Origin of the sequence: Hominenteromicrobium mulieris (genome assembly GCF_046197855.1) — a bacterium.
GTDB lineage: Bacteria > Bacillota > Clostridia > Oscillospirales > Acutalibacteraceae > Hominenteromicrobium > Hominenteromicrobium mulieris.
Genome location: NZ_CP173188.1, coordinates 1,467,104 through 1,487,646, shown reverse-complemented (window position 1 = coordinate 1,487,646; position 20,543 = coordinate 1,467,104). Strand labels below are relative to the sequence as shown.

General features: G+C 54.2%; 21 protein-coding genes and 1 other RNA gene. 1 reads left to right on the top strand and 21 read right to left on the bottom strand.

The features are described 5' to 3' along the window. Positions 1-2: 2 nt before the first annotated feature. From xseB to ACI0CA_RS07120, 14 genes are all read right to left on the bottom strand, one after another. Positions 3-206 (bottom strand): exodeoxyribonuclease VII small subunit, encoded by a 204-nt coding sequence (xseB, locus tag ACI0CA_RS07185; protein WP_308448264.1) that lies wholly within the window; start codon positions 204-206, stop codon positions 3-5. Next, positions 199-1,416, bottom strand: coding sequence for an exodeoxyribonuclease VII large subunit (gene xseA, locus ACI0CA_RS07180; RefSeq protein WP_446806382.1), 1,218 nt, complete (start codon positions 1,414-1,416; stop codon positions 199-201). The genes xseB and xseA overlap by 8 nt, the downstream gene beginning before the upstream one ends. 1 nt (position 1,417) lies before the next feature. Further along, positions 1,418-2,353, bottom strand: coding sequence for a Kae1-like domain-containing protein (locus ACI0CA_RS07175; RefSeq protein WP_412604676.1), 936 nt, complete (start codon positions 2,351-2,353; stop codon positions 1,418-1,420). Continuing rightward, positions 2,346-2,783 carry a transcription antitermination factor NusB gene (nusB, locus tag ACI0CA_RS07170; RefSeq protein WP_316686180.1) on the bottom strand — a complete coding sequence of 146 codons (438 nt, stop codon included), beginning with the start codon at positions 2,781-2,783 and terminating at the stop codon, positions 2,346-2,348. The genes ACI0CA_RS07175 and nusB overlap by 8 nt, the downstream gene beginning before the upstream one ends. Positions 2,784-3,006: 223 nt before the next feature. Beyond that, positions 3,007-3,645, bottom strand: a complete 639-nt coding sequence (locus tag ACI0CA_RS07165; protein ID WP_412265004.1) for a SpoIIIAH-like family protein — start codon at positions 3,643-3,645, stop codon at positions 3,007-3,009. 31 nt (positions 3,646-3,676) lie between these two features. Beyond that, positions 3,677-4,225: a hypothetical protein gene (locus ACI0CA_RS07160; protein WP_412265005.1), complete on the bottom strand. Its 549-nt coding sequence runs from the start codon at positions 4,223-4,225 to the stop codon at positions 3,677-3,679. Positions 4,226-4,259: 34 nt separating this feature from the next. After that, a complete protein-coding gene (locus tag ACI0CA_RS07155; RefSeq protein WP_308448258.1) occupies positions 4,260-4,718 on the bottom strand; it encodes a hypothetical protein in 459 nt (152 codons plus the stop codon). Then, positions 4,711-5,793 (bottom strand): stage III sporulation protein AE, encoded by a 1,083-nt coding sequence (locus ACI0CA_RS07150; protein WP_446807070.1) that lies wholly within the window; start codon positions 5,791-5,793, stop codon positions 4,711-4,713. Before ACI0CA_RS07150 ends, ACI0CA_RS07155 begins: the two co-directional genes overlap by 8 nt. Positions 5,794-5,816: 23 nt before the next feature. Then, positions 5,817-6,206, bottom strand: coding sequence for a SpoIIIAC/SpoIIIAD family protein (locus ACI0CA_RS07145; RefSeq protein ID WP_176820025.1), 390 nt, complete (start codon positions 6,204-6,206; stop codon positions 5,817-5,819). Next, entirely contained in the window at positions 6,203-6,397 is a 195-nt protein-coding gene (gene spoIIIAC, locus ACI0CA_RS07140) for a stage III sporulation protein AC (protein WP_176820026.1), read from the bottom strand. Before spoIIIAC ends, ACI0CA_RS07145 begins: the two co-directional genes overlap by 4 nt. A gap of 23 nt (positions 6,398-6,420) precedes the next feature. Further along, complete coding sequence (locus tag ACI0CA_RS07135; protein WP_308448256.1) at positions 6,421-6,906, bottom strand: stage III sporulation protein AB; 486 nt, start codon at positions 6,904-6,906, stop codon at positions 6,421-6,423. Beyond that, positions 6,815-7,792, bottom strand: coding sequence for an ATPase, T2SS/T4P/T4SS family (locus tag ACI0CA_RS07130; protein ID WP_446807069.1), 978 nt, complete (start codon positions 7,790-7,792; stop codon positions 6,815-6,817). Before ACI0CA_RS07130 ends, ACI0CA_RS07135 begins: the two co-directional genes overlap by 92 nt. 215 nt (positions 7,793-8,007) lie before the next feature. After that, positions 8,008-8,808, bottom strand: a complete 801-nt coding sequence (gene thiD, locus ACI0CA_RS07125; RefSeq protein ID WP_308448491.1) for a bifunctional hydroxymethylpyrimidine kinase/phosphomethylpyrimidine kinase — start codon at positions 8,806-8,808, stop codon at positions 8,008-8,010. 8 nt (positions 8,809-8,816) lie between these two features. Next, the gene (locus tag ACI0CA_RS07120; RefSeq protein ID WP_446806383.1) at positions 8,817-10,331 is read right to left on the bottom strand and encodes a glycoside hydrolase family 32 protein; all 1,515 of its coding nucleotides are present in this window, start codon (positions 10,329-10,331) and stop codon (positions 8,817-8,819) included. 181 nt (positions 10,332-10,512) lie between these two features. Between ACI0CA_RS07120 and ACI0CA_RS07115 the strand changes: the two genes are divergently transcribed. Next, entirely contained in the window at positions 10,513-11,559 is a 1,047-nt protein-coding gene (locus ACI0CA_RS07115) for an AI-2E family transporter (protein WP_446806384.1), read from the top strand. A 94-nt stretch (positions 11,560-11,653) separates the two neighbouring features. Here ACI0CA_RS07115 and ACI0CA_RS07110 read toward each other — a convergent pair whose 3' ends face one another. The 7 genes from ACI0CA_RS07110 to ACI0CA_RS07080 all read right to left on the bottom strand — a co-directional run bounded on the left by ACI0CA_RS07110 (position 11,654) and on the right by ACI0CA_RS07080 (position 20,516). After that, positions 11,654-12,610: a GNAT family N-acetyltransferase gene (locus tag ACI0CA_RS07110; protein WP_417422619.1), complete on the bottom strand. Its 957-nt coding sequence runs from the start codon at positions 12,608-12,610 to the stop codon at positions 11,654-11,656. A gap of 159 nt (positions 12,611-12,769) precedes the next feature. Continuing rightward, positions 12,770-14,047 carry an aminotransferase class I/II-fold pyridoxal phosphate-dependent enzyme gene (locus tag ACI0CA_RS07105; protein WP_417422620.1) on the bottom strand — a complete coding sequence of 426 codons (1,278 nt, stop codon included), beginning with the start codon at positions 14,045-14,047 and terminating at the stop codon, positions 12,770-12,772. 258 nt (positions 14,048-14,305) lie between these two features. Continuing rightward, a complete protein-coding gene (asnS, locus tag ACI0CA_RS07100; protein WP_417422621.1) occupies positions 14,306-15,700 on the bottom strand; it encodes an asparagine--tRNA ligase in 1,395 nt (464 codons plus the stop codon). Positions 15,701-15,858: 158 nt separating this feature from the next. Further along, on the bottom strand, positions 15,859-16,410 hold the full coding sequence (locus ACI0CA_RS07095; protein WP_308448250.1) for a GNAT family N-acetyltransferase: 552 nt from the start codon (positions 16,408-16,410) through the stop codon (positions 15,859-15,861). Positions 16,411-16,925: 515 nt separating this feature from the next. Then, an RNA gene (rnpB, locus tag ACI0CA_RS07090) (RNase P RNA component class A) lies at positions 16,926-17,269 on the bottom strand. 24 nt (positions 17,270-17,293) lie between these two features. Beyond that, a complete protein-coding gene (locus tag ACI0CA_RS07085; RefSeq protein WP_308448249.1) occupies positions 17,294-18,754 on the bottom strand; it encodes a nicotinate phosphoribosyltransferase in 1,461 nt (486 codons plus the stop codon). Positions 18,755-19,067: 313 nt separating this feature from the next. Further along, positions 19,068-20,516 carry a 4Fe-4S dicluster domain-containing protein gene (locus tag ACI0CA_RS07080; protein ID WP_308448248.1) on the bottom strand — a complete coding sequence of 483 codons (1,449 nt, stop codon included), beginning with the start codon at positions 20,514-20,516 and terminating at the stop codon, positions 19,068-19,070. Positions 20,517-20,543 lie beyond the last annotated feature (27 nt).

The window sequence follows — 20,543 nt, the reverse complement described above, 5'->3', positions numbered from 1 at the left end:
TTTTATTCCTCCGTTTTCGCAGCACTCAGCTCCGTAATTTTCTGTTCGGCCGTGTTTAATTTCTCATAGCAAAAGCGGGAAAGCTCCGCGCCCTCGCTAAAAAGCTTCACAGATTCCTCCAGTGTCACATCTCCCTTTTCGAGCGTCTCGGTCACCTCGCGAAGGCGCAGCATCGCGTCTTCAAAGGTCATGGTTTTTTTAGGCATCGGTCATTTCCCTCTTTTCTGTTTTCTGTACCTGCACGGTGATCGCGCCGTCCTCTACGCGCGCTGTCAAAACGTCGCCCGGCTTTGCGTCTTCCGTGTGCTTTATCACTTTCCCGTTTTCGTCGGACACGATCGCGTATCCGCGTGAAAGCACCTTCAGCGGGCTCATTGCGTCTAACCGTGCAGAAAGCGCAGCAAGCTCGTTTTTCTCATTCAAAATTCTTCGCTCGGCGCTGTGCGTCAGGCTCTGCACCGTGTTTCGGAGCGCCTGCCTACGCGGTAAAAGCCACGCGGACGGGTTTTGCAGCACGTTTGCGCTTGCAAGCGCATCGAGCATCTGCCGCCGATCGTCAAGCCCCGCCTGCACGCTGCCGCACAAACGGCGCGTCAGCTGCGCAAGTGCCGCACGCATTTCTTCCCTGTCCGGCACGGCAAGCTCTGCCGCCGCGCTCGGCGTTGGCGCTCTCAAGTCCGCGACAAAATCGCAAATCGTAAAATCCGTCTCGTGTCCCACAGCGGAGATGACGGGTATCTTCGACGCGAACACTGCCCTTGCGAGCGTCTCGTCGTTGAATGCGGCCAAATCCTCTGCGGAGCCGCCGCCGCGCCCGATGATGATGACATCCGCCGCCTTTTGGGCGTTCATCAATTTCACCGCCGCCGTAAGCTGCGCCGCTGCGTCCTCGCCCTGCACAAGCACCGGGCAAAACACGATCTCTGCCGCAGGCCAGCGCCGCGAAAGTATATTGCGAATATCCTGCACCGCCGCACCCGTCGGTGACGTGATGACGCCGATGCGCGCTGGAAACGGCGGGATCGGCCGCTTGTGTTCTTCCGCGAACAGTCCCTCGGCAGCAAGCTTTTCTTTCAGCTGCTCAAACGCTAAGCTCAGCGCGCCCACGCCGTCCGGCTGCATTTCCTCCACATAGAATTGGTACTGCCCGCCGGGCTCATACACGGCCACACGCCCGCGCACGATAACGCGCATGCCCTCTTTCGGGCAAAAACGCAGCCGCCGCGCGGCAGACGAAAACATAACCGCCTTCAAAACGGACTTTTCGTCTTTCAGCGAAAAATACAGGTGTCCGGAGCGGTAGTGATCGGTAAAATTGGAAATTTCGCCGCGCGCGTAAATATCGCGCATGCGGCCGTCACCCTCAATAAGCGACTTTATAAAAAAATTGATCTGCGAAACCGATAAAACGCGCATATCAGGCCTCCTGCGAAAGTGACGCCAAAACGGCGATGCCGGCAGCGTTATCCGCCGAAAAGCGCGGCTCTGCAAACAGTGCGCCGTACTTTTCGCTCATATGCGCGCGCAGCATAGAGTTTGAGGACACGCCGCCCGAAAACACCACGGGCAAATCGCCGAATGTCTCGATAAGCGCCTTACACATCGCGTCCGATGCCGCAATGACGTACGCCATGCACGTCGCGGCGATTTCCTCCTTCGGCGCGCCCTTTTTCATCAGCTCGCGGCATTTATTTTCCACACCGGAAAGCGAGCAGTTCGCGCCTTTCATCGAAGCGCGCACGCGCAGTCTTTCCGTATAATTGCACGCAATGGGGTCTAAATGCTTGCCGGCCGGAAACGGCAGACCGAGCATCACGCCGATGCGGTCAATGACCTGCCCGGCCTTTAAATCGAGTGAAGACGCAACAAGGCGCGTGCGAAACATTTTGTCACCCTCCACAGGTTCTACCAAAACCGCTTCCGTTGTGCCGCCGGACATGTGAAACGCCAAAAAGCGCTCGTGCAGCAAGTCCAGTCGTTGGGCAGAGTAAAGCGCCGCCGCAATATGCCCCTGCTGGTGCGAAAAGCGCCGCAGCGGCACCCCTAACGCCTGCGCAAGCATCTGCGCCGCGCCGATGCCCACCAAGAAGCACGGCATATAGGAGTCCTTCGCATCACGCGGGCGCTCCGAAACGCCAATGACCTTCGCCCCGCCGATCTTATCACCAAGCATGGACAGCACCTCCGGCAGCTGGCGCGTGTGGTGGAACACCGCGTCGCTCTGGCGCAGTCCGATCTCGCCCTCTTTCACAGGCAAAATCATGCCGCGGCTGTCCATTTCGCCGTCACCGAAAAACGCGGCGCTCGTTGTGTAGTTGCTGGTGTCTAAACCGAGCGCGCTGATGTTAGGCATTTTCGCTCTCCGTCTCGTTCTTCGCTCCCTCAAGCTTCTTTGCAATTGTGGAGAGCACGCCGTTTACGTAAGAAGCGTCCTTTTCGTTGCCGTAAATTTTTGCAAGCTCCACCGCCTCGTTGATGGAAACGCTCACCGGCACATCGTCGGCCCGCATAAACTGCATCTCGCACACGGCAACGCGCAAAATCGTCAGCGTCATTTTAGAAAGACGGCGCAAACTCCAGCCGCGCAGATTTTCTTCGATCGTGTGGTCGATCTCGTCTAAATAAAGCTCCGTCAAAGCGGTCAGCTTTTCGCAGTACGGATCGATAACGACATCGCGCGCTTCCTTCGCCATTTCAATGATGTCTTCCATGCTGTCGCCCGTCACGGTCTTTTCAAAAAGCAGCGTAAAAGCCTGTTCTCTCGATTCTCTTCTTTTCGTCATACTCGGTTCCTTTCCCTTATCTCAATAAAATTCATTGCGTGATTCATGGCGGATATAAACAAAAAAGCCCACCGAAGGATCGGCAGGCAATTTGAGCAGAAATCAGGCACTTTCGGGTTTCACCGGTGCCGTTTGATGTGCAGTTTTCAAGCTCCAGACATACACGCCGATATGTTCTGGAATAGTATACCACGATAAACGGTAAAATGCAAGAAATCATCTTTTATTTCGCCGCAGAAATGATCTTCACGTTTTCCGCGCTGACGCCGCTTTCGGAAACTGCAATGTCCCGCACGATGAGCGCGTTCTGTTCGTCCTCCATGTCGCCGTTTACAACCACCGTGCAGCTCTCGCCGTTGATGTACGCCACGCACTCCGTAAAGCCCTTCGCTTCTATGAGGGACTCTATGTTTGTCTCTTTCAAAATGTTCTGCGCGATAACCGCGGCTTCGTCCACGGCGGCCTGCTTTACGGCGACCTCGGCGCTGTCGTCTTTCAGGATGTCCTCCAGCAGCTCCACGGCCTCATCCCGTGCGGTCTGGCGCGTCAAGCGGGCGTCCGAAAGTTTTGCGGAAGCCGATACCGCAGCCGCTGTTTCTTCTGCCGCGCTGCTTTCCGTCGCACCATCTGCGGGCTCCGTTTCCGGCAGAACACCGTCCTCGTTCATAAGCGTGTCGGAGACCGTCTCCACATAGGCGTTGTTCACAAGCTGCGCCGCACCGAGAGCGGAAGACGCACTTTCCTCGCTGACATCGCCCGCGCTCTGCACCTTTGTACCCGCAAACTGCCAATTTAAGTACACTGCCGCACCAAGGGCCAGCACAAGCGATGCCAAGATCAGCTGTCTTTTACCGTATTTCATTCCGTGTTCCTCCGATCTTCACTGAATGGTTTCATTCGTTGCCATATGTATATTCGCTGTACCCCACCACGCATACCTGCGTAGAGGATAAATCGAGCGCAGTCTTCACGGCCTCCACAATCTTCTCCCGCATTTTCGGGTCGCCTCCCCCGCGGCTCACGACTACCACGCCGCGGATCTCCGGCTCCGTTTTCGTCACGATGAGCGGCTTCTGCGAGCCGTCCGCCGCCTTCACCAGGATATACGTCTTCTGCGTGTCGCCGTCCGTCTGCGTGCGGTTGAGGCTTTCGCCGCTGTACTCCTCGGCGCTTTTTTCGCTCTGCTTATCTTCGGTCGCATACATCGTTTCGCCCATTGTACGCAGCGTCACCGTCACCTGCGGCTCGCTTTCCCCCGTGATAGCCGAGACCATCTGCGCGATCTGCGCGGAAAGCGCTCTGGTGTAGTCTCCTGCCGTCAGTTCCACCGTCTCCGGCGCTTCATTTTCCGTGTTCTTTGTGTCCATAGGCCATAGGAGCATCAATAAAACGAGCGCCGCGCAGGCTGCAATGAGCATATACGTCAGCTTACCGTTTTTCAAAAGGCTTTTCAGTTTATCCGTCTCGCCTCACCTCCTACACGTACACATCCACCGGGATGGCCTCGGTCAGCACGCTGCGCAAAAGCGCGTCCGCGCGGTCGATGTCTGTCGCAAACCGCACCCGTACCCGCACACGTTCCACCGTCACCGCGCCGTCATCGTCCTGTGTGTACCAAATGTCGATATTCGCTGCCGGCACGTCCATCCCCGCACTTTTCAAAAGCGCCGAGAGCCGCTCTTTCAAAATCGCCGTGCCCTTTTCCGCGTAGCTTTGCGTTATCGTCGATTCGGCTTCGCCCGTTTCGGTCAAGTCAAAATCGAGCGAGACCCCGCTTTGCAGCTTTAAAATGCCGTTTACAAGCACCACAAGCAGCATCAGCGCTGCAAGCGCGTGGATAAGTGACCCGCTTTTTTCCGGGAACAGCCGCACGATCATCTCCGTCCCGATGAGCACCATGCACACCGAAAACACCAGCGCATACAATTCACGCATAAGCACCTCGCACACAAAGCACCACAGCCGCCGAGACCACCGCCACCGCACCCACACTACATACCGCCGCAATGAGCAGCCGCAGCGCCGCAGCACAGCCGTTTAAAAACGACGCAAGCGGCTTTAGACCCAACACCTCTGCCGTAAGCCCCGCGCAAAAGCAAATCAAAAGCCACGCGGCAGCCTTTATGCACAGCGGCAGAAAAATCGCGAGTGATGCAAGCAACCCAAATGCCCCCACGCCGTTTTTTACAAGCGCCGCGCCGGAAACGATGACCGAAAACGCATCGGAAAACGCGCTGCCCACAATGGGGATCGCGCCGGAGACAAGCATTTTCGCTGCCTTGCCGCCCGCCATCTCCGCGCTGTTCGCAACAATTGTCTGTACGGACAAAACGCCCGTATATACCGTGACGGCGAGCACCAAAGCCCATTTGATAGCTTTATACAGCGCGTCCGTCAGCCGCTTTAAATCAAACGATGTCACGGCAGAAGCCACGGAAAACGCCAAAAACACACGCAAAACCGGGATGAGCACCGCGCTGCTCAAAACCGAGACGGCATTTGCCGCCGTAAGCGACAGCGCGCCGTAGGTCGGTGCTGTCACGGTGTTCCCCGCCGTGAAAAGCAGCCCCGCATACACGGGCACCGCGGCAAGCAGAAAAACGGCAGCAGCATCCGTCACGCGCGCGGCCTGCTCCAAAAGCGAAGCCATCGGCGAAAACAGCGTCACGGCGGCGCACAGCGCCCCGCATACGGAAACGGCGTAGGAAAGCTCCTTTGCGGCGAATTCCTGCACAAGTCTGCACAGCACGCATGATGCAAGCAGCGTAAGGAGTGCCCGCGCCGGTGCTGTCCACTCCGCACGAAAGCCCTCGGAAAGCGCCGAAAACAGCTTTGTCGCCGCGTCGGGCGCAGGTGTTTCCATCGGGTCGGCCCCGACGTTCTGCAAAAGCGACTGTGCTTCTTCCGGCAGCGCCTCCATAAGTGTATCCGCCCCGCTGTTTTGGTAGAGTTCCGCTTCGTCCGCGCGCACGGGCAGCGAAAGTAGCAGGATAAACACCGTCAAAGCCAAAAAAACGCGCAAAATCCGTTTTTTCATAACAACAGCACTTCCTGCAAAAGCGAGAGAAGTCGATTCAGCAACGGCAGCGCCGTCAGCAGCACCGCTGTTTTTACGGCAAGCTCCACACCGCTTGCTATTGCTGATTCCCCCGCGTCCTTACAAAGATCCGCCGTTATGCGCCCGATGAGCACGATGCCGAGCGCTTTTAACAGCGCTCCGAACACCTCCGGCATGCCGGAAAGCTCCGCCCATTCGCGGAATGTCGAAGTCAGCGTTTCGATCTGCGGCAAAATACACAGAAAAACGAGTACCGCTGCCGCAAGCGAAAACAGCAGAGCTATTTCCTTTTGCCCGCGTTTTAAAAGCGCGCCGCACACCGCTGCAAACACCGCCGCTGCCGATACCATAAGCACCGTGCTCATAGTCCAAACACCGATTTAATCGTATCGAACAGCGTGCTGATCTGCGTGATGAGCATCGTCAGCACCACAATGAGCCCCGCAAGCGTCGTCATCATAGCCTGCTCCTCCCGCCCGGAGCGAATGAGCAGCTGGTTCAAAACGGCCACAAGTATGCCGATGGCGGCGATCTTGAAGATCAGATCTACATCCATAGCTTTGCTTTCCTTTCCGGCTGTTACAGCAAAATGAGGGCGGCGGAAACGCCGACAAATAACCCCAGCGCCACGCACAATCTGCCTTTCTGGGCAAGACTTTGCTCGGCGGCTAAAAGTGCGCTGCGCACGCGGCCTTCATGCAGCGCAAAGTACGCCATCTGCCCATCGAGGTCGGTCTTGCCGAACCCGTCTATAAACGCGGCGCACAGCGCTTCATCCCCGCGGTATGTAAAAAATGCATGTGCCGCCGCTTTAAACGCCGCTGTGCAATCCATGTTTTCAGAAAGCACCCACACGCGCCTCAAAAAAGCGTTTTCGCGGCACAGAGAGAGCAGCGCGTACAGGTCGCCCGCCGTATAGGCCGCGGCGTTTTTCAACGCAAAAAGCGCTTCCAAAAAGATGTTCAGTTCTTTTTCACGCATTTTTAGCCGCGCAGATACCGATGACCCGGCGGTCGCCGCGCACAGAACAATCAGGATCGCCGCCGTTGTTTTCAAGAAGATCACCCGCCAAAAACAGCTTTTCCACTTTCGTCGGTGCACTTCGCCCGTGCAGCAGTGCCACCGTTTCAAACGCGCCGAGCGACAGAATCCCGCGGCACAGCGGTCTGCAACACAGTTCGTGTACACTGCCCGCGTGGATGCTCGCAATCAGCGCCACCCCTGAAAACGATGCCGCACGTATCGCCGAAAAATCGTTTTCACCGAGCTCATCGCAGACGATGTACTCCGGTGAAAGACACCGCACCGCGTGCGAAAGCCCCTCCTGCTTCGGGTAGCCCTGCAAAATATCCGTGCACGCGCCGAGATCAAACCCGTCCGCACTCAGCTCAAACCGCTCGTCAAGCACCACCACGCGATGCCCCGCCGTACCGATATATCGTGCAATATCCCGCAGCAGCGTCGTTTTGCCCGAGGACGGCGCGCCAGCAAGCAGCAGCCCGCGGCTGAGGTCTACGCCGTAGCGCAGCACCTCCTCTGCACAGCCGCGCTTCTCTCGCGGGATACGCACAGAAAGACTCGTCACGTCGCGCACCGTTTTGATGCCGCCCTTTTCGATCACCGCCGTACCGCCGATGCCCACCCGCAACGCGCGGTCTGCGGAGACGAATCCGCCGCGAATCTCCTCCATGTGACTGTAAACGGAATACCCGCACAGCCGCAAAAAGATCTCCTCCGCGTCCTCGCGTGTCGCTGTCACATTGTTTTGCGAAAAATACTGCGCCGTGTCGCCGTCTTCCCGCAAAAACAAAATGCGGTCACCGCAGCACAGCAGCACAGGCTTATCCACACTGATACGAATGTCAAACACCGCGTCGCGCACCGCCTGCGGCACCTTTTCAAGCATCGGTGTAAAGCGCCCGAGCGGGCGGATCGCCTTTTCAAAATCCATCGCACACACCTTTCTTTCCGCTCCGTATGCCCAATTCTATGGACGTGCCGCCGGGTTTAGAACCAAAGTGGAAAAAAAGGGCCATCGCCCTTTTTATAAACGTGCCTTTATGCCTTTGAAAAGTGTGCCCGAAATCCGCCGCGATTTTTCAAACATGAAAAGCACCCTGCAAGGTCAAAAGCTTTACAAGGTGCTTTCTCTATGGAGCAAGCTATTTACTTTGGAAGTCCGCTTTGATACAAGCTGTAAAAGTGATTTGTCGGCCCCGCGCCGTGCCCGAGCTCGAGCGCGTGCTCGATGGCGCACGTCATGTAGTCTTTCGCACGTTTCACCGCTTCAGCGGGTGCATATCCAAGCGCCAAATTCGAGGCAATAGCGGAAGACAGCGTGCACCCTGTGCCGTGCGTGTTCTTCGTTTGAATGCGATTCGCTGTAAAGCTTATATGCTGTTCACCATCGAACAGAATATCGATCGGGTCGCCTGCAAAGTGTCCTCCCTTTACAAGCACAGCTTTACAGCCCATTGTGTAAATCAACTTTGCTGCAGCACACATATCGTCTTCCGTCTCAATGTGCATCCCGGTGATTTCCTCCGCCTCGGGAATATTCGGTGTCAGCACGTCGGCGAGCGGCAAAATTTCCGCTTTGAATGTCTCAATCGACTGCGGAGCCATCAGTGCCGTTCCGTCTTTCGCATACATCACAGGGTCAACAACGACGTTCTTCGGACAGTATTTGCGCAGCTTTTCCGCCACAGCAGACATCACCTCCGGCGTCGGCAGCATGCCAATCTTCACGGCGTCCGTACCGATATCTTCATAGATTGCGTCCACCTGCGCGCGGACAATCTCCGGCGCAATATCCTGCTTTTTCAGCACATGCACGGTGTTTTCTGCCACAACGGACACGATCACGCTCATCGCGTACACGCCGTGTGCGGACATTGTCTTGATATCCGCCTGAATACCCGCGCCGCCGGAGCAATCCGACCCGGCGATGGTCAGCACGCGCTTCATTGCACTCATCACAGCGAAAGCTCGGAAACTGTGAGGTTCTGCACCTCAACGGGATCCTCGGCGTGGATCGTGAACGTCGGCTTCGTCTCATCCAGCACATGCGCGATGACCGTGTTTGCAACGCCGTTCAAATAAATCTCTACGCTGTTTGTATCGGTAATGATGTCCACCTTCATCGGCTCGTTTTTCAGGCGCGGCAATATGGATTCTCCGCAGGTCAGACCGTTTTTGTCGAGCTTCATCTCAAGGCCGTACAAGTTGCATGTAAGGTCGCCTTCCTTTACAGTAAAGGAGATGCGGCAGGTCTTGCTGCCGAGCTCGTGCGTGCAGTGTGTCAATGTAAAGTCATCAAGCTTGTCAGATTTTACAACCAGATTTTCTGTGCTCTTGATCGGCAGCGCAGAGAGATAGTAGCGGTCGCCGTGCTTTTTCAGCGTCATTTCGGTCGGCGTACACATGGAGCCGTTGAACGGTGCGCCGGGAATATCGCTGCGGTTCCACGCAAAGCGGATGACCGGCTTGCCCGGCTCGTAGTAATACGTCTGCGCCGCATACGACTGCGAGTTATACGAAAGCTGCCCGACCGACTGAATCGGCTGGTAAAGGCCGTTTTCATCAAAATCACCGACAAAATACATGTCATGCGCACCGGAATAGACCCACAGCGTTCTGCCGTCATCTGCTGTAAGCGGATAGAGATCCGGGCACTCGTCATCACCGGGCAGGTCAAATTTCTGCAAAAGCTCCCAGTGCAGTAAGTCCTGCGACGTGAAGATTGCGTAGGTGCGCTCCACAAAATACAGTGCCATCAGCCAGCGCGCGCGCTTTGCGTCGTAAATAACCTTCGGGTCGCGGTTGCCGGGTGCAATCTCGTCGATCAGCGGATTTTTGTCATACTTTTTCAGCGTTTTACCGCCGTCTGTGCTGTACGCAAGGCACTGTGTGCTCTTTTTTTCGCCCGCGCAGGTGTAAAAGAACAAGATTGGCGTTTCATCGCCTTCTTTGAGGCCGGAAACATTGTTGTGATCGACTACCGCACAGCCGGAAAACATTGCGCCATCCATGTCAAGGAACATCGCTTCCTCCTTATATTCCCAGTGGAAAAGATCCGAGCTCACGGCGTGGCCCCAATGCATGTTGCCCCACAGTCTGCCGTAGGGATTGTGCTGGTAGAAAAGGTGATACTGTCCGCCGTAAAAGCACAGACCGTTCGGATCGTTGATCCAGCCGCGCTCCGCTGTAAAGTGCAGCTGCGGGCGCAAGACGGTCTCTTCCGCCGTAAGCGGCGTCATAGCATCCTCAAACACCGGCGTAAATGCGCACTCCGGCTCCACCGTGACAGTCATCGTCTTACCAAGGTAATCGCGCAGGTCGGCATAATAAATCGCATCTGCGTTTTCTTCCGTATAAACGGCATCGAACTTATAAACCGGTGTGCCGTTTTCAGAAAAAGTAAATTTGTGCGAAGTGCCGTCAAATTTCACCGGCACGCGTAGAAAACGTTTGCTGACTGTAATTTCCATAAACTCAAGCTCCTTTAGCCGTTATTGGCGCATTAAAATGCATGCACCACATTTATTCGAGGATATTGTAGCACACCGCGCGAAAAATGTCATGCATATTTTGCTTAAATTTGCGAATTTTTCCGCCGCGCAAAGCCAAACTATGTGCGCTGCAGATCTGTAAGGGAAAGGCGGTGCAAAGGTGGCAAAACGCATTTGGAAATTTGTAAAAAGCAAAAAGATATTTATCGTATTACTAATACTGTATACAGTTGTCTTTATTTTGGCGGTTCGATTTATTTTTCATATTCTCCCGATTTTGCTTGGCGGGCTTCTTGGGTGGATCACAACACCGCTATGCCGCTTGCTGGAAAAACGGCTGCATCTCTCCCATAAGCGCGCCGCACTTTGCACTGCTGTCGCCGTTTATAGTGTTTCACTCGTCCTTCTTGCATTGCTTTTCACGCGGCTCATCCGGGAAAGCACCGCGTTTTTTGCTTCCGGGCGATACTTTCGCTACGAAGCACTCGCCCCCGCCGTGCGGTCGTTTTTGGAGCGCACATGGCAGGAATTGCCGCAGTGGATCTCCGCTGCGCAGAAGAATTTTTCGGGTAACATGGGTGCCGCCATGCCCGCGCTGCAAGGCACCGTAAAAGCGATTTTGCTGCTGCCTGCCGTGTTTTTAACGCTCATGCTCATCCCGGTTTTTGCGTATCTCACCCTGCTGTACCGTGAAAATTTGCTGTCACTTTTAAAGAAGCTCATCGGTGAAAAGTACGTAGAAACCCTGCAAAAATCCGCAAAAAGCGAATCTTCCGTCGGGTTTGTTTCCGCCTATGCACTCATTTACACCATCACGTTTGCGGAAAGCTTTGTGATGCTCCACCTGCTGCGCATGGAATACCCGTTGATGACTGCCGCTGTTGTGACGGTCTCCGATATTTTCCCGGTCTTTGGGCCGGGAACTGTTTTGCTGCCGCTCTCCGTTTACCGATTGTTATGCGGCAGCGCGGCGCAAGCACTCGGGCTCTTCATCGGGTGGATCATTCTAAGCGTCATTCGGCAGATCATTGAGCCGAAGCTGCTCGCCAAAATGACGCGCACCCCGCCCGCCGTGATGCTTTTCGCTGTGTATTGCAGCCTTATCAGCCGCAATTTTTGGCTCATCCCCTACACCGGCACCTTTTTCATGCTGATCGGCATGTTGAAAAAAGCTGAAATACTAACAGTAAAATCCAAATCAATATAAATTAAAAACCACAAATTTACAAAAACAAAACTTCAAAATAACATTTTGAAATTATTGTATTTTGATAAAATACATTCAAAAATCGAAAGTGCCGTCAAACATCTGCTTCCGTTTTCATAAAGCCTTCTAAAATGCGCAAACCCTCCTGCGTGTTTTGACCCAAGATTTCCTGTATCTTCTTGAAATCACGCGCTTTGTGCATGACGTTTTGCAGCTTGAAAAACTCTTCCTTGCCGTGCTTATGAATGAACAGCGCCTGCGCCTTGGCGGCGGCTGCGCCGTCGTTGTCCTTCGTGTAAAATCCCTTTTCGCACGTCAGAATTTCCGCGCAGTCATAGCAACCGTCAAGCCCGTTTTCCTTACAGCAGGCGGCATTGGGGCATACGCCTTTCTCGTACAGCGTGCCGTAGGAGCAACAGTTAAAATTCGACCGACAGCCGCCGCACCACTGCCCTAAAAAGCAATGGTCGCACGAAAGCCCGCAATACGCCGTCGGGTCGGTGCCTGTACGCGCTGCGCGGACAATCTCCGATTTATACCGGGCTCCGTTTTTTAGACGGCGCTCCGTTTCCGGCCCGCCGTCTAAAAGCGCCTTGCGGTAAATGCGGGTCTCGCCGCCGGAAATGTCTTGTGCGGTCTCTAAAAATGTATAGCCGTATTTTTCATACAGCCCGATGTGATTGGTGGAAATGTATGTGTACTTCCGTTCCATGATGGCCGCGATGCCTTCCGCGCAGTCCAAAAGCTGACCGGCACAGTGCTGCCCGCGGTACTCCGGGAATGTATACACAAACCCGATCCACGGCGTGTATGATGTCGGCTGCACGTCATCAAGCGGCGCAAGCGTACAGAACGAGACGAGCTTGTCGCCGTCTGCCAGCATCAAAACCAGCGTTGTTGCGCCGACAAGTGCTTTCAGCTTATTTTCTTTCAGCAAGCTGTAAAGGTACTGCCCCGCTCCCCAATCGCTCTTTTGAATCTCGCGGAGCCAGTGCTCTTTATTTTCGCAGGTGAAATATTCGAGAATTTTTCTGTTGTTTTTCTTTTCCATATCGTTCTCCTCTGAATTAAAACTATTCTCCCGTATTTCCCAGTATAGCAAAATCTATGTTCGGCGTCAAGGCGATTTTAAAAAGATGTCCGCTTTTATGCAAAAAAGCAAGGGAAGGACGGTCTATCCCTCTCTTGCTCTGTATTTTGTATGAAATTTTTACGCGTTCAGCAGCTTTTCTGCAGCGGCAAGCTTGATGGCGCAACAGAAAACTTCCATGGCTTGTTCGAGCTCTTCAAGCGGCGGGAACGACGGCGCAAGACGAATATTACTGTCGTGCGGGTCTTTGCCGTACGGGAACGTCGCACCGGCATCGGTCAGGATGACGCCCGCTTCTTTACACAGCTGCACGACGCGCTTTGCGCAGCCGTCAAGCACATCAACGCTGATGAAATAGCCGCCGTTCGGCTTATTCCACTCGGCGATGCCGAGGTCGCCGATATTTTCCTCCAGCATCAGCTCGCACAGGCGGAACTTCGGCTCCAAAATGGCGCGGTGGCCCTTCATGAGGGCGCGCACACCGTTGATGTCGTGCAGGAACAACACGTGGCGCAGCTGATTCAGCTTATCCGGGCCGATGGTGGACGTGAGCGTGTGCTCTTTGAAATCGCGGATATTGTTATCGCTCGTGGCGAGACCGGCCACACCGGCGCCCGGGAACGAGATCTTGGACGTAGAGGCAAAAATAAAGATCTGATCTTCCGTGCCGTTTTCAACGCAGAGATCGTAGATATTGAGCAGCGTATCCGGCGTATCGGTGAGGTCATGCACACAATAGGCGTTATCCCACATGATTTTGAAGTCCTTTGCAGCCGGTTTTAATGCGGCGAAACGGCGGACGGTCTCATCGGAATACGTGACACCCGTGGGGTTTGAATACTTCGGCACACACCAAATGCCCTTAATGGAGTCATCGTCCTTGATGAGCTTTTCGATGAGATCCATATCCGGGCCGGTAGCATACATCGGGATGTTGATAAGCTCGAAGCCGTAATACTCCGTTACGGCAAAATGGCGATCGTAGCCCGGCACCGGACAGAGAAATTTTTTCTTATCCAGCTTGCACCACGGCGTGCAGCCGTTGTAACCGTGCGAGAAGCCGCGGGAAATAACCTCAAACATCATCATCAAGCTTGAGTTGTTGCCGAGAATGACTTGCGAAGCCGGTACGCCGACCATATCGGCGAAAATGCGCTTCATCTCCGGCAGACCGTCCCAAAGACCGTAGTTACGGCAGTCATCACCGTTGGAATTCGCAAATTCGCTTCTCGCTTTCAGCGCTTCCAAAACGCCGAGGGCGAGCTCCAGTTGTTTTGCGCTAGGCTTGCCGCGCGCCATGTTCAGCGCAAGATTTTTGGCCTGATAGCCCTTATATTCTGCGGAAAGCTCATCGAAAACCTTCTGTAATTCTGCTTTGCTCAAGTTTGCGTACGCCACGAAAACATCTCCATAAATAAGATTTTGAATTGAAAAATAAGCATTCAATTCATTTTTACGCTCCAATAGCGCCTGAAACAATTCTTATTGTAATGCAAATAAGCTAAAAATGCAAGCCTTATTTATAAATCTTGCATTTTTTCCCGTTTTGCACGATTGTACGACGTGTTTTCCTGCTTTTCCGTTCATTCTGACAAGTGTATAACAAAGCAAAAACCGGCACAGCGAACTGCACCGGCAAAATTACTTTTATGAAATTTAGAACTCCGCAGAGCCCGTTGTGCGCGGGAACGGCAGTACGTCGCGGATATTGGAGATGCCCGTAAGGTACATGACCATGCGCTCGAAGCCGAGACCGAAGCCTGCATGCTTGTTGCCGCCGAAACGGCGAAGGTCGAGGTACCACCAGTAATCCTCCTCGTTAAGGCCAAGCTCACGGATGCGGTTCAGAAGCACGTCGTAGCGCTCTTCTCTCTGGCTTGCGCCGCACAGCTCGCCGATGCCCGGCACGAGCAGATCGGTTGCCGCAACGGTCTTGTCATCGTCATTGAGGCGCATGTAGAATGCCTTGATCTCCTTCGGGTAATCGGTGACGAACACCGGCTTGCCGAACTCTTTTTCAGTGAGGTAGCGCTCGTGCTCGGTCTGGAGGTCGCAGCCCCAGGAGACCTTATATTCAAAGTTGTCGTTGTTCTTCTCGAGGAGCTTTACGGCATCCGTATAGGAGATACGGACGAAATCGGAGTTTGCCACATGCTCCAGACGCTCTTTGAGGCCCTTATCGACAAACTGGTTGAAGAAGTCGATGTCCTGCGGGCAGCGCGCCATAACGTCTTTGATGATGTACTTAATCATGGCCTCCATGAGATCCATGTCGTCGTTGAGATCGGCAAACGCGATCTCCGGCTCGACCATCCAGAACTCTGCCGCGTGACGCTGCGTGTAGGAGCGCTCTGCGCGGAACGTGGGGCCGAACGTATAGACCTTACCGAACGCCATGGCCATGCACTCCGCCTCAAGCTGGCCGGAAACGGTGAGGGACGTTTGCTTGCCGAAGAAATCCTTGCTGTAATCGACCGTGCCGTCCTCGTTTTTCGGAACATTGACGAGGTCGAGCGTTGTCAGCTGGAACATCTCGCCCGCGCCCTCGCAGTCACTGCCCGTGACAATCGGCGTATGCACATAGGTGAAGCCGTTCTCGTTGAAGAACTTATGGATGGCGAACGCCGCAGCGGAACGCACGCGGAACGCTGCGTTGAAGAGGTTCGTTCTCGGGCGCAGGTGCGCGACCGTACGCAGGTATTCCACCGTGTGGCGCTTCTTCTGAAGCGGATATTCCGGCGAGGACGCACCCTCAACGGTAATCTCCTCCGCCTGAATTTCAAAAGGCTGCTTCGCTTCCGGCGTGAGCAGCAACGTACCGGTGACACGCAGCGCAGCGCCGACATTCTGGGAAGCGATCTCCTTGTAATTTTCGAGTTTTTCCGCCGTAAAGACGATCTGTACGCCCTTAAAGCAGCTGCCGTCATTCAGATCGATAAATCCGAGCGCTTTGGAGTCGCGGATCGATCTCGCCCAGCCACAGACCGTGACCTGCGTATCGCCAAAGGTCTCCGGCGATCCGTAGAGGGCCGCGATTTCTGTTCTTTTCATGATGACCACATTCCTTTCCGTGCGGCACTTAAACTGCACACGCAAAACCTACGCTTTGGCATGCGGCATTTCTCCGCAAATAATCACTTTTATTATCATACTACAAACGCTATCGGTTTAGCAAGGAAAATTTTGAATTTTCTCCCCGAAAACGTGATTTATGCGCGATCTTTCTTCAAAATCGCATAATTTGCGATGTCGCACAGTCCCCCATTGTTTTTTGCACCCTCGCGCATGATGCCCTCAAACTGCATGCCGCACTTTTTCATCACGCCGCCGGAGTTCGGGTTGTTCACATCGTGGCGCGCCGCGATGCGGTTGAGGCCGACCTCATCGAACAGAAAATCGATCACGGCGCCGAGCGCTTCGCTCGTATAGCCCTTGTGCCACCAGTTTCGGCCGACGCAGTAGCCGATCTCTGCCGCTTTAATCTCATCATCCGTTTTTACCGCAGTGATGGTGCCGATAAGCGCGTTTTCATCCTTTACAACAATGCCCCACTGGTAATAGTTGAGCTCCTCATAGTGCGATGCCCACAGCGCGAGGATCTGCTTTGTTACCTCTACGCTGCTGTGCGTGGGCCATGTGAGGAACTTTGTGACCCCAGGGTCGGACGCCCAGTTGCGGTACATCGGCTCTGCGTCCGCAAGCGTTAAGCGGCGTAAAATGAGTCTTGGCGTTTCGAGTGTGACAGTCCCCTTGTGTTCCATTGTGTTTCCTCCTGATTTCTCCTGAAAATAAAACAGTGCAGACCGTTCATTCAGCCTGCACTGTTCATTGCAATTTATGCGGTTAGGTTCTTTCTAACTCTCAAAAAGCGTATGACAATGTAGGCCCGCAGCAAGTACCGTTACCCATGGCATTTGCGGACTGCATATTCATCATAACGCGGACAAAGCGGAACATTGTCATACCCCTCTCTTTCAAATTTGTTTTGACTATCCTACCACAGTTTTTTCGGTTTTGCAAGAGGAAAATTCTATTTTCCTGAAATTCTCCGGAAAATCAGCCCAAAGGCGCGTGTTTGAGCAGTCCGCAGTCCTTTTCGCCGTAAAAGCGCACAACATTGATGCGAATGTTCACCTCATCGCTCGGGTCCTGCCTCTGTGCTTTATCGAGCAGTAAAGCGCGCGAATACGCAAAAAGAGAACGACCGCAGCCGTTCTCCCGATGTTAAAAGTAAAAGGGACAGAAAGATTGCACTCTCTGTCCCCCTTTATTCAAGATTGCGACTAAACCTATAAGCCGAGTTCTGTCTTGGACAACCATCTTTCTCGTCTGCACGTTGCCGTGCAGCTCAAGCCATCTCCTCGAAACCGCCGGGCCGACGTATATGTTTCTCCACGATGTTGCTCCGAATAGGGTTTACATGGCCGCGCAGTCTCCTGCGCGCCGGTGCGCTCTTACCGCACCTTTCCACCCTTACCTGCAATGCAGGCGGTATATCTCTGTTGCACTTTCCCTGGGGTCGCCCCCGGCGGCCGTTAGCCGTTATTCTCGCCCTGTGGAGCTCGGACTTTCCTCAGATGCGGCCTTTCGGCGTACACCCGCAGCTGTCCGGCTTACTCGCAAAATTTGTGAAATGATTGGATTTTAATACTGGTTTTCGGAAAGCAAGCGATTTTTCTCGTCCCACAGCTTCTGAGAAAGGTCCACATAGTAGCTGTGCGGGTTTTCAAATCGCGTTACTTCTTCCCACAGCGTATCGACCTGCGCGAGGCAATGCGCGCGGATAGCGCTTAAGGCACGCGGCTGATACAGGCACTCGCCGTTTTTAAACAGCTGGGTGCGCAGGCGCACGGCGCGGAAATTCTCCACAGTCTTGCGCTTCCACGTGTGATTCGGGTCGAAGATCGTATACGGCTTCTCGTCATCGATGACCTCGTCGTTCAGCGTGATGACATCCGCAATGGCCTTGTCGGTCTCGCGGTCAAAAATACGCCAAACCTCCTTGAAGCACGGTGTGGTGATCTTTGCTACGTTTTCGCTGATCTTGATCTTCGGAACGATAGTGCCGTCCGGTTTTTCAACAGCCGCCAGCTTATAAACGCCGCCGAACACCGGCTCGCTGGAAGACGTGATGAGACGCTCGCCTACGCCGAAAGAATCAACCTTTGCGCCCTGCATGAGCATATCGCGGATGATGTATTCATCCAGGGAATTGGATGCGCAGATCTTGCAGTCTTCAAAGCCGGCGTCGTCGAGCATCTTTCTCGCTTTTCTGGAAAGATACGTGATGTCGCCGCTGTCGATGCGGATGCCGGCCGGGCGGAAGCCCTGCGGCACGAGTACTTCGTTAAAGACGCGGATGGCGTTCGGCACACCGGATTTCAATACGTTGTATGTATCGACGAGCAGCGTACAGTTGTGCGGATATTCTTCGGCATACGCTTTAAACGCTTCGTATTCGCTGTCAAAAAGCTGTACCCAGCTGTGCGCCATGGTGCCGAGCGCCGGAACGCCGAAACGGCGGTCGCTGATGGTGCAGGCAGTGCCGATGCAGCCGCCGATATATGCGGCACGCGCGCCATAAATGGCGCCGTCAAAGCCCTGTGCACGGCGGGAGCCGAACTCCATAACCGCTCTGCCGTCCGCAGCGCGCACGATGCGGTTTGTCTTCGTTGCGATGAGGCTCTGGTGGTTGATGGACAGCAAAACCATGGTCTCCACAAACTGTGCCTGAATGACCGGGCCGCGCACGGTGACGATCGGCTCACCCGGGAAGATCGGCGTGCCCTCCGGCACAGCCCAAACATCGCAGGTAAACTTGAAGTTCTTCAGATAATCGAGGAACTCTTCGCGAAAAATGTGCTTGGAGCGCAGGTAATCGATATCCTCCTGCGTGAAAGAAAGCTCACTCAAGTAATTGACGAGCTGCTCCACGCCTGCCATAATGGCAAATCCGCCGCCGTCCGGCACTTTGCGGAAAAACATATCAAAGTAGCCGATGGTATCCTTAAAACCGTTGGCAAAATAGCCGTTTGCCATAGTGATCTCATAGAAATCCGTCAGCATGGTCAGGTTAATATGATCGTTAGAGAGATTCTGTGCCATAATTCAGCCACCGCTTTCTGAAATGAAAGCATTCCTTTCCCCGGGAGTGAGGTGTGTCCTCATACGTCTTGTTTTTTACCACACACGGCCAAAAGCAGCGCTTTAAGCCGATTTGTATTATTATACCGCAATTTTTTAAAAAGTACAATGAAAACTCACGGCAAACCGAAAAAATCTGCATCTGCACGGAAAACGGCGCGTCTTTGCAAAATGTTTTGTTAAAAGTTTAGCACCACGTACAGTTTACGCGTTTTTTCGGAACAGAACAAAATCCGGCCTGCAAGCACAGCAGACCGGATCTCATTTCGGTTAATTATTCGGCTTCCGGTCCGACATCGGTCACGGAGATGGCGTCGAGGATTGTCTTCTCCATCGCCTGCTTGCCGTACTTATCGACATCTGCCTTGTTCTTTTCGCCGTGGGTCAGGCAGCCTGCGCCGCCGATGCAGCCGCCGGTGCACGCCATGCCCTCAATGAAGTTGTTCGGCAGAACATTCTTGGAGGCACGCAGCAAAGCCGCCTTGCAGGCTTCGATGCCGTCGCATGCGATGGCGTTGAGCTTGAAGTCTTCGTTGTTCTGCTCCTTGAGCGCTTCCACAACCGCGTCGGACAAACCGCCGCTGCGCGCAAAGATACGGCCGTAGTAGGAGGCGTTGTCGAGCACGCCTTCTTCGAGCGTGGTGAGGTCGATGTTGCGGCTGTCGAACAGCGCCTGCAGCTCTTCAAAGGTCAGCGTGCAGTCAATGTATCGGCTTGCCGGCTCGCCTTCCTTGAACTCCATCTTCTTCGCGGTGCACGGCCCGATGAAAACGACCTTTGCGCCCGGAGTGGTCTCCTTGATGTAGCGGCCGATCTCAGCTGCCGGAGACAGGTTGTGCGAGATTTTATCAACCATGGTCGGGAAGTTCTTCTTGATGTAGGAAACGAATGCCGGGCAGCAGGAGCTTGTGAGGAAGCCCTTTTCCGCAAGCTCTGCCGCTTCCTTATACGCAACCATATCTGCGCCGAGCGCCGCTTCGATGACATGATAGAAGCCGAGGCGCTGAATGCCGGTGATGACCTGGCCGAGCTTTGCATAGCTGAACTGGCTGGAAACGGACGGTGCTACGACCGCGTAAACCTTGTAGTCCTGATTCTCGTGGCTGCCCTTGATAAGGTTGACAGCATCGAGAATGAAGGACTTATCGACGATTGCGCCGAACGGGCACTGGTAGACACAGGCGCCGCAGGAGATGCACTTTTCGTTATCAATATGCGCTGCGCGATGCTCCTCGCTGCTCATGCTGATGGCCTTAATCTTGCAGGCCTTTTCGCACGGACGCTTCTGGTTGATGATGGCGCTGTACGGGCATACCTTTGCGCACTGGCCGCACTCTACGCATTTCGACTTATCGATGTGCGCCTTCTGCTGCTCATCAAACGTGATGGCGCCGCGGCGGCATACGTCCTCGCAGCGGTGTGCAAGACAACCGCGGCAGGACTCTGTGACGACATGGCCGCTGACCGGGCATTCGTCGCAGGCAATCTCGATGACTTCGATGACGTTCGGGTTTTTCTTGTCGCCGCCCATAGCGAGCTTGATGCGCTCCTCAACGATGGCGCGCTCTTTGTAGATGCAGCAGCGCATCGTCGGTTTTTCTTTGACGATCAGCTTCGGAATCTCATAGTATGCGGCGTCGAGGTTATCCTCAAAACCGTAACGTGCGACCTCGCGCAGGACCTTATACTTCAAATACTGGATTTTCGTATCAAACTTTCTCATTCTTCACATCAAACCTTTCTTGCTTTG